This window comes from Niallia nealsonii (assembly GCF_002835805.1).
GTDB lineage: Bacteria > Bacillota > Bacilli > Bacillales > Cytobacillaceae > Niallia > Niallia nealsonii.
The window spans coordinates 22,011-29,425 of sequence record NZ_PISE01000028.1; the positions used below are offsets into that span (position 1 = coordinate 22,011).

General features: G+C 31.8%; 8 protein-coding genes. 7 read left to right on the forward strand and 1 reads right to left on the reverse strand.

What is annotated here, in order from left to right; translation table 11 throughout:
* Positions 1-349: 349 nt before the first annotated feature.
* On the forward strand, positions 350-1,240 hold the full coding sequence (locus tag CWS01_RS13420) for an AEC family transporter (protein ID WP_168714398.1): 891 nt from the start codon (positions 350-352) through the stop codon (positions 1,238-1,240).
* Positions 1,241-1,931: 691 nt separating this feature from the next.
* On the opposite strand, the gene CWS01_RS13425 is transcribed toward CWS01_RS13420, so the two are convergent.
* Positions 1,932-2,429, reverse strand: a complete 498-nt coding sequence (locus tag CWS01_RS13425; protein WP_268877072.1) for an AraC family ligand binding domain-containing protein — start codon at positions 2,427-2,429, stop codon at positions 1,932-1,934.
* 408 nt (positions 2,430-2,837) lie between these two features.
* On the opposite strand from CWS01_RS13425, the gene CWS01_RS13430 reads away from it, so the two are divergent.
* The 6 genes from CWS01_RS13430 to CWS01_RS23320 all read left to right on the forward strand — a co-directional run bounded on the left by CWS01_RS13430 (position 2,838) and on the right by CWS01_RS23320 (position 7,349).
* The gene (locus CWS01_RS13430) at positions 2,838-3,554 is read left to right on the forward strand and encodes a GntR family transcriptional regulator (RefSeq protein ID WP_101177713.1); all 717 of its coding nucleotides are present in this window, start codon (positions 2,838-2,840) and stop codon (positions 3,552-3,554) included.
* Positions 3,555-3,796: 242 nt separating this feature from the next.
* Positions 3,797-4,750: a mannose-6-phosphate isomerase, class I gene (gene manA / locus CWS01_RS13435; RefSeq protein WP_101177714.1), complete on the forward strand. Its 954-nt coding sequence runs from the start codon at positions 3,797-3,799 to the stop codon at positions 4,748-4,750.
* A 218-nt stretch (positions 4,751-4,968) separates the two neighbouring features.
* Positions 4,969-6,315 carry a branched-chain amino acid transport system II carrier protein gene (gene brnQ / locus CWS01_RS13440; RefSeq protein ID WP_101177715.1) on the forward strand — a complete coding sequence of 449 codons (1,347 nt, stop codon included), beginning with the start codon at positions 4,969-4,971 and terminating at the stop codon, positions 6,313-6,315.
* Positions 6,316-6,470: 155 nt separating this feature from the next.
* A complete protein-coding gene (locus CWS01_RS23310; protein WP_328588913.1) occupies positions 6,471-6,638 on the forward strand; it encodes an AraC family transcriptional regulator in 168 nt (55 codons plus the stop codon).
* Positions 6,639-6,662: 24 nt separating this feature from the next.
* Complete coding sequence (locus tag CWS01_RS23315; protein ID WP_328588914.1) at positions 6,663-6,854, forward strand: hypothetical protein; 192 nt, start codon at positions 6,663-6,665, stop codon at positions 6,852-6,854.
* Positions 6,855-6,878: 24 nt separating this feature from the next.
* Positions 6,879-7,349: a hypothetical protein gene (locus tag CWS01_RS23320; protein ID WP_328588915.1), complete on the forward strand. Its 471-nt coding sequence runs from the start codon at positions 6,879-6,881 to the stop codon at positions 7,347-7,349.
* Positions 7,350-7,415 lie beyond the last annotated feature (66 nt).

The window sequence follows — 7,415 nt, forward strand, 5'->3', positions numbered from 1 at the left end:
CTAGAGGCTTTTTGCAAGCAGAATTAACAGAGGTAGGGGATTAAACAATTCAAAAGACGAATGGTTTTAAAGCATATAGTTTACAGAAGCATTCAACAAATTGAATATTTCCTGTTAGGTATATTTTGAATCTAAAGCTGAAGCATTTTAAATTTGATTCATTTAACATCAAGTCTAAATTTCCAGGTGCGACTTTAAATATATTAAGATGTCCCATCGTAATGAAAGAAAAGGATTACTATGTGTTTTGCATGAAGATGTTTTATGCCAATATCCCTAGCTTTGCTCACAATATATTTTAATTAACAATTACTTATTTGGGATGTAAAAAGAAGGGAAAATGAAGAACATGAATAATATTCTATATCAACTAATTTTGTTGTTTGGATTAATGGCAATTGGATTGATCGCTAAGAAAAGTAAAATATTGGATGAAGACAGTGACAGGAGCATATCTAGGCTTATTGTCAATATTACCATACCTGCAACGATAATAAGTTCATCTATTGGTCAAAACATTGAAAATATAATGCCTGTAATAGTTGTTTTTTTCTTAGCAGTAGTTACATTCATAATTACTCCATTATTAAGTATCATTTTTGTGAAAAATCTTAAGATGGATAAAACTTATAAGTTAATGTTGAACTATAGTAATCTTGGATTTATGGGTATACCAATCGTGTCGAGTATTTATGGTGATAAGGCAGTGTTTTATGTCTCAATTTTTATGATGGTTTTTAATATAAGTTTGTTTTCCTATGGCATTTCAATTTTACAAGAGAGCAAGGTTAGGTGGAGTTTTAAAAAAATGATGAATCCAGGAATTGTATCTGCGATAATTGCTTTAGGTATTTTTATGTTTGAAATTCCAGTAGCAACCCCTATTGAAAACTTGATTACTTCTATTGGAAATATTACAACACCACTTGCTATGCTAGTTATAGGTTCGACTATAGCAGATGTAAAAATAATGGAAGTTTTAAAAGATAAAATGATATACATATATACAATTTTGAAACTAGTGATTTATCCTTCAGTAATTTGGGGAATCCTTCAATTTTTTATCCAAGATTCGATGATGCTGGGAATAGCTGTTATCTTGTCAGGATTACCTGCTGCTGGTAATGTTTCTATGTTGTGTATGGAATATAATGGTAATGTAAAGTTGGTTACAGAAGGTATCTTTATGTCCACCATATGTTCGATTGTAACACTCCCTATTCTTATGTTATTGTTCTAATATTTATCAGTGGAATGAGTAGCTAACGACGTACTAAATGAAGTTGACACTGAAATAATATATAACAAAGAAAAAATAGAGAGTAAGAATAGGCGTAAGGCCACAATTATAAAATGTTGTAACGAAGCAATAGTTAGAGAAAAATATATTTTATACTAATTAAGTAAAAAAACTTTCCTCAACCCAAATTAATCTATATATAACATTGATAACTAGATAAGAATAATTGTATACCCCCTATTACCTTTTTTTGTTTGAATAACAAGTGAATAATCATATTAGTTTATGCGCATTAATAATATATTCAAATGTAGATAAAGAACTTACTTAGATTTTAATTCATAAATATATAGAATAAAATAAAAGACTTTATGAAGAAATACACTTAAATGGGAGCTTGGATACACCAAGCTCCTTTTTTATGTTTTGTACTCCGGAACCGGGCAATTCAGCTAGGGTATCTAGATTTGTAAAATGTTTAAATAAACCCGTAAAATAATTTGAATATTGTATATAAACGTAAAGATTGTGACTTATTATAGTGTATAAACAATTAAAAAATATAAAAGAGAATCACAATATTCTTACTTCTAATGTTTTTTTTGATTATTTTTTATATTTTTTAACATAAAAAAATAGTCAAAATTTTCCGGTGGGAATTTTTAAGGGGGGTAAGGTACCTTAATCTTCATTAATTTGCTTCTATGTACTGACAAACTGTTTTTATTTTTTGTTCGTTCGTTTTCATTTTTGTTTTTTTAGGGGTCTCGGTATATTCGGCTATTAACTGCTCAAGGAAAAAATAAAAGGTTTCTTCTTTTTTTATATTCAGTGCTTCATTCATGATCATCTGATGGAGCTGATGCAGCAAACTAGTTTGCTCACTTCGAGAAGCAACATGTATAGTAAAATGAGGAAGGTAATCTTCTCCACTGATCTCTTTTGCCAAACTTCGCATGATTTCAGGCTTGATGTTCAAACAACGATAGTCCAAAGTTTTGTTGTCAATTTGTTCACAAGCGTGATTATCGAGAGGATTAAAAAAGATAAGGTCCCCTGTACTAATGATATATTCTTTGTTTTTGCAAGATAATCGTCTTTGTCCACTTTTTATAAATCCAATTACATAGTATTCATGAAAGTGATTCGGAAATTTTTGCATGATTCCATGAAAATGGTATGCTTCAATTTGTAAATCATGATCAAAACGAACCTGTCTCTCTTCTTATATCATTTGAACAACCTCTTTTTCAGTATTATGAAAGTAAGTGTTGTATAGATTTTTCGATTCCTCTTGTATGATATTGACTAATATACTCCTTTTAAAGACTAGAAGGCTTAGAATCTGTAATGAGTAACGAATTTTTTTGAAAATAGTAAAACAAATGTCTAGACAAATATTCTTAAATCATTATAATTAAAGTTGTAAATAATAACAGAAAATGAACAAAAATAATGTAAGCGAATTGTTTAGAGGGGAAAGAGACCTTTTTATCTAGCTAGATACTAATAGGCGGAATGCAAAGAAAAATAATAATTAAAAGAAGTATCATAAAAAGATACGAGAGTATAAAACTTTTTAGATTAGGTGGTCAGTATGAAAAAGTATGAGGCAATTTCAGCAGAAATAAAACGAAGAATTATGGAAAAAGAATATTCTACTGATTCTCCCATTCCAGATGAAATTTCACTGGCTAAGGAATTTGCTTGCAGTCGAATGACCATGAAAAAAGCTTTAGATGTGCTTGTTATGGAAGGATTGCTTTATCGTAAGAGAGGACACGGAACATTTATTGTAAAATCAGCGATTGACAATAAATTAGTAAATGTTGGAACAGGTGAATCGCTGGGACTGACAAATTTATTGAAAAATAAAAAGATAGAAAGCAAAATAGTTTTATATGAAGTCATGTTCCCTAATGAAGAGGTTGCTTCCCATTTATCGATTACAACAAAAACGCCAGTATATCATATTGTTCGGTTGAGAATTGTAGACGGAGAACCATATGTTTTGGAAGACACATATATGCCGAGTGATTTAATCAGTGGTCTTACAGAAGAAATTCTTCATTTTTCTATATACCAATACATTAAGGAGAAGTTAGGTTTAACCATTGCTGGATCACATAGGAAGATTAGAGCTTGCAAATCCAATGAATTGGATCAACAGTATTTAAACTGTGCATCAGATGATCCTATTCTTGAAGTGGAACAAGTATCTTATCTAAATACAGGAACTCCTTTTGAATATTCTTTTTCAAGACACCGATATGACAAGTTTTTCTTCACTGCTGTCAGCATATTAAAACCATAAGGATAGATAGTGGCGGAAATACACAAGCCTATGTTGTGCAATGAAGGTTATTAAGCCGAAAAATTAGGCATATATAAAAGAAGATTTAAATATTTTAATAACATTCCTTTAAGGGAGAGATTTTACTGAGTTTTAGAATAATAGTGTGGAGACTTGTATAAGTTCTTTCTATTATTCTAATAATTTGTGCAATATTGAGCAATATCGTTTTTTTTACAAACAAATTAGGAGGTTGGCGATATATGTCATTAAGTATACCATTATTTTTAAAACCAGTATTTAAAGAACGAATATGGGGGGGCAGTGCTCTAAAGGATCAATTTGGCTATTCGATTCTATCAAACAAGACAGGGGAGTGCTGGGCAATTTCGGCTCATCCCAATGGACCATCTATTATTGAAAACGGACCATATAAAGGAAAGACATTAAGTGAATTATGGGGAAATCAACCTGAACTTTTTGGACATTATGATTCAGAAAAATTTCCATTGCTGACTAAAATATTGGATGCAAATAGTGACTTATCTGTCCAAGTTCATCCAGATGATGTATATGCCGGCAAATATGAAAATGGAGAATTAGGGAAAACAGAATGCTGGTATATAATTGACTGCAAAGAAAATGCAGAATTGGTATATGGCCATCATGCGAAATCGAAAGAAGAATTTGCTGAACTTATAAAAGAAGGAAAATGGAATAAACTTTTGCAGAAGGTTTCCATTAAGCCTGGAGACTTCTTTTATGTGCCAAGTGGAACAATACATGCACTTTGTGAAGGAACCCTTGTATTAGAAACACAGCAAAGTTCTGATACAACATATCGTGTTTATGATTATGACCGTACAGATGAAACAGGAAAAAAACGCGAGCTCCATCTGCAAAAAGCAATGGATGTATCTACTGTGCCCCATGAGGATGCTGATACGCAGTTTGAAATCACAAAAAGCAATGCATCTGTAATTACTACCTTTGTAAAGGAGAACTATTTTACTGTTTATAAATGGGAAATAAACGGAAGAACAGACTTTTCTCAGGAACTTCCATTTCAGCTTGTTAGCGTCATTAAAGGGGAAGGGATTTTAACTATTAATAATGAAATGTATCCAATAAATAAAGGAACTCATTTTATTCTTCCAAGCAATGTGAAGCAGTTTTCTATTGACGGAGATGTAACAGCAATTGTTTCACATCCGTAAAAGGTATTGGATGGATAATTACTCTATGAAAACACGATGAAAACTTTTACTTTTTCATCGTGTTTTTTTATGGAGAAATTATCTCAGTAAATGTATTTTTTATTCTGAATTTAATGGCTATTCAGAAAAAAGATATATTGAAAAAATATATTGTATACATGTTCTTTTTTCTGTATTATCAAATTTATATGTCAATTTGAATAAGGAGTAGTATGACTATGCAGCAAAGAGTTTCTTTTTCAACGTATGCACTTATTGGAACCATGTTATTTGGCATGTTTTTTGGTGCGGGCAATTTAATTTTTCCAATACAGCTTGGTCAATTAGCAGGAACAAACTTTTGGTCTGCTTTAATTGGATTTTTAGTAACAGCAATTGGTCTTCCTTTTTTAGGGATACTTGCAATAGGATTATCAGGAAGCAACGGATTGCGAGAACTATCCAACCGTGTACACCCGGTATTTGGATTAATATTTTCTTTAGGGCTTTATTTAACAATAGGACCTTTTTTCGCAATTCCGCGTACAGCTACAGTTCCATTTGTAGTAGGACTGCAGCCATTTGTTTCAGCAGAGCATATTACCTTCATGCTTGCAGCTTTTAGTTTTGTTTTCTTTTTACTGGTATATTATTTTTCCCTTAATCCAGCAAAAATTATGGATTATATCGGCAAGTATTTAACACCGGCATTTCTTGTCTTTTTATTTGTGCTGATTATTACGAGTATTATTAATCCAATGGGAAGCTTTAAAGATCCAATCGGCAATTATGTAAACAATTCTTTTATGAATGGTTTTAAAGAGGGATATAACACGATGGATGCTCTTGCATCGCTCGCTTTTGGAATTGTGGTGATTAATGCTATAAAAAATCAAGGGATAACGAATGTTAAAGATATTGCAAAAACGACTTGGAAATCTGGAGTTTTTGCGATGCTTTTAATGATGATTATTTACGGATTTATTACCTATATGGGAGCTTCAAGTGTACAGACTATCGGGACATTTGATAATGGCGGACTGATATTTGCGGCAGTAGCGAAGCATTACTTTGGTTCTTTTGGCGGAATATTGCTTGCTATTATTATTGTGCTTGCTTGTTTAAAAACTAGTATTGGTTTAATTACATCTTGCAGTGAGTTTTTTCATAAAGTTTTTCCAAAAATCAGCTATAAAGGTTTTGTTTTTATTCTTTGCTTTGTTTCTTTCTTATTTGCTAATTTAGGTTTAGATAATATTATTCAATTCGCTGTTCCTGTTTTAATGTTTCTTTATCCATTAGCGATTGTTCTAATCTTTTTAGCATTAGGATCTCCGCTTTTTAAAGGAAAAAGGAGCGTTTATGCAACAGCTATGTTTTTTACATTTTTAGTAAGTCTGCTTGATGGTTATCAAGCATTAATTAGTAGTATTCCAACTGCAAAGCTTGCAATTTTTGATCAAATTGGAGCTTTCTATAAAAGTACACTTCCATTCTATGAGTTGGGGCTTGGTTGGATACTTCCAGCAATAATTGGTGTAGTGGTAGGATCTATGCTTAGATTTAAGAAACGCTCTATAACATAATATAGCTAAATAAATCATTGCCTCTTTAGTTTTTTGCTAAAGAGGCAATTTTTATAGAACGAAAAATTCAACAAAAAATGTATTTAAATGGTTTTAGCAATCAAGATCAAAAAAGTATTATCAATATTTGCTATTCTAGATAGGAGGTAAGGGAAATGCTGTATAGTCATGTAACGCAACATACGATTTCTTATATAGAGCACCATATTTTTGAACCGATTTTATTAGAACAGTTATCCAAAAAAATAGGATATTCTAAATATCATTTACTTCGAGTGTTTAAACAAGAAATGGGACAATCCATTGGTGACTATATTCGATGAAGAAAACTGGCTATTGCAGCGACAATGTTTATTCAAACAGAGGAATCCATTATTCAGCTTGCTTTTTTACTTAATTTTCAGTCTCAAGAAGCTTTTTCTCGAGTATTTAAAGATGTTTATGCATTGCCGTCAGGAAAATATCGGAAATGGATGAAAGCTATACAAATGAAAGAGGAGGATATGTCTATGAACCAAAAGAGGCAAGTGAAAGGATAGAGTTTAAGTGGAAGTAATCCAGAATTGTACGAGGTTATGTCGGATACAAAAGTTTTTCATTCTGGGGAAAAGTCTGGACTGCTGTATGCAGTAAAAGAAGCTAGTGAGCAGCAGTTTGGCACAATGATGCAGGCATTCCAAGCAAAGGAATATAAGGGAAAGCGTATAAAATTATCCTGTTTTCTTAAAACAGAGGCCGTAACAAAAGCTAGTGTTTGGATGCGAATCGATAATACATCTGGGGATACAATTCAGTTTGACAACATGGATAGCCGTTCTATTTATGGAACAACTGTATGGAATTATTATTCTATTTGTTTAGATGTACCAGAAGAAAACGATGCAATTCATTTTGGTGTGTTGCTTATTGGAAAGGGAAAGGTTTGGGCAGATGGTTTCCGGTTTGAAGTGGTGGATGAAAAAACGCCTACTACAAACATGCTGGAAAAAAATACTCTTCCAGATAAACCAGTAAATTTAACTTTCTCAAAATAATATACAATCTATAAAAGACTATAAAAGAATCGGCAACTAATCTGATTTTGAACTGCTCCCTGTCAA